We start from the raw sequence: 1519 nt of genomic DNA on the forward strand, positions 1-1519 counted from the left end.
TTAAACGTTGACGAAACATACCTAATAAAAAAGATGCTTCGTCAACGTTTATTAGTTTTATTAGCTCAAGGAAGAGTCAAAGGATCTCAAAAAAATGGTAGATTCTAGAATTTCATTTAGTATTGTTCTTAAGTAAAATTAATTATCAAAATTGCCTTTTTATTAAAAACTAACTATTGTCCAACAGTTAAGGGAAAAAATTATGGGTACTAGAGAAGCATCTTTTTTATTAGGTATATCTCGTCAACGTTTATTAGTTTTACTTGCTCAAGGAAGAGTTAAAGGAGCTGAGAAAAAAGGTAGATTCTGGGAAATACCAGTTTCAGACAGTGGAATGCCTGTAATAATTCCGGCTCGGCGCGGTCCGAAAGGTATGTGGCGCAAGAGAGAAACTACTACACCAAAAATGATTCATGTCAATCAAAACAAAATTAAAAGTAATAAAGGTAAGCCTCCAACAGAATTGGAAGCTGTAGTGTCAGTCAAGCATGGCAGTGATAACCATTATGGTTATGAGTTATATATTTCAGGTCCTTGCCAAATAGTCTATCGACCTTACAAACCAGCAAGTTGTGGCGCTCATCTGTGGATTAATACTTTTCATTCTGTGCAATTTATAGATACTAAATCGAATCCAGCTACTGCAAGGCAACCTAGCAAACAAATCTACGTATAGTTTATTTCCATTTTAGAGTGGAAACAAGTGCGCCTGTTTGAGTCTAGAACGCTCAAAAAGCTTACGGGGTGACAAGTGTTTAAGGCTTTTGGGCATCACTACCGTTCTACCCAACTTATATTGACTTTTGATGACTTTTCTGCTAGGAGTTAAAAGTTAACAAAATATTGATTATGGATAACTAATGAGCGATCGCGAGATACCGAAAATTGATAAGAAGGGTCTCAGGGAATTTGGTCTAATAGTGGGTGGTGTTTTTGGCGGTTTATTCGGTCTATTACTACCGTTACTCCACAGACATTGGCCTCCTCCTGCATGGCCTTGGATAATTGCTACTCCTCTATTGGTATTGGCAATTGTTTCACCCCCAACTTTGGGACCTGTTTATAAGTTTTGGATGCGGGTGGGAATTTTCCTGAGTAAAATAATGACTCCCCTATGGATGGGGTTAGTATTTTATCTTGTAGTTATGCCAATGGGTTTGATTATGCGAATGTTTAAAAAAGACCCAATGGAACGACAATTGAATACTGAAACTTCAACTTATCGGGTGATGAGTCAATTAAAAACTAGAGAAAGTATGGAGCGACCTTTTTAAATGTTTGAAGGAATATTAGACTTTCTCAAAGACCTTTGGGGTTTTATGGGAGAGCGGAAAAAATATTGGTTATTACCTTTGATTATTACTTTAGTTTTGTTAGGAGCTTTGATTGTTCTGAGTCAATCTTCTGTAATTGCACCGTTTATTTATACTTTGTTTTAATTTGACGTTTAAAAAAGCGGTCAGCGGTCAGCAGTCAGCAGTCAGCAGTAAACGTTTAGAAGGGGACTGTTACTCTTCCA

At 36.8% G+C, this 1519-nt stretch carries 3 protein-coding genes; all 3 read left to right on the forward strand.

Annotated elements, in window-relative coordinates; all coding sequences use genetic code 11:
* Positions 1–202: 202 nt before the first annotated feature.
* The 3 genes from F6K13_RS32655 to F6K13_RS32665 all read left to right on the forward strand — a co-directional run bounded on the left by F6K13_RS32655 (position 203) and on the right by F6K13_RS32665 (position 1439).
* On the forward strand, positions 203–676 hold the full coding sequence (locus F6K13_RS32655; protein WP_287289857.1) for a hypothetical protein: 474 nt from the start codon (positions 203–205) through the stop codon (positions 674–676).
* 184 nt (positions 677–860) lie between these two features.
* Positions 861–1274, forward strand: a complete 414-nt coding sequence (locus tag F6K13_RS32660; protein ID WP_124146027.1) for an SxtJ family membrane protein — start codon at positions 861–863, stop codon at positions 1272–1274.
* Entirely contained in the window at positions 1275–1439 is a 165-nt protein-coding gene (locus F6K13_RS32665; RefSeq protein WP_192901158.1) for a DUF5989 family protein, read from the forward strand. It begins immediately after the preceding gene.
* The last annotated feature ends 80 nt before the right edge of the window (positions 1440–1519 follow it).

The sequence above is a fragment of the Okeania sp. SIO2B9 genome (genome assembly GCF_010672505.1).
Lineage (GTDB): Bacteria > Cyanobacteriota > Cyanobacteriia > Cyanobacteriales > Microcoleaceae > Okeania > Okeania hirsuta.

Excerpts from the sequence above, each read along its gene's own strand:
- F6K13_RS32655 (WP_287289857.1), top strand. The coding sequence starts at position 203 with ATGGGTACTAGAGAAGCATCTTTTTTATTAGGTATATCTCGTCAACGT.
- F6K13_RS32660 (WP_124146027.1), top strand. The coding sequence starts at position 861 with ATGAGCGATCGCGAGATACCGAAAATTGATAAGAAGGGTCTCAGGGAA.
- F6K13_RS32665 (WP_192901158.1), top strand. The coding sequence starts at position 1,275 with ATGTTTGAAGGAATATTAGACTTTCTCAAAGACCTTTGGGGTTTTATG.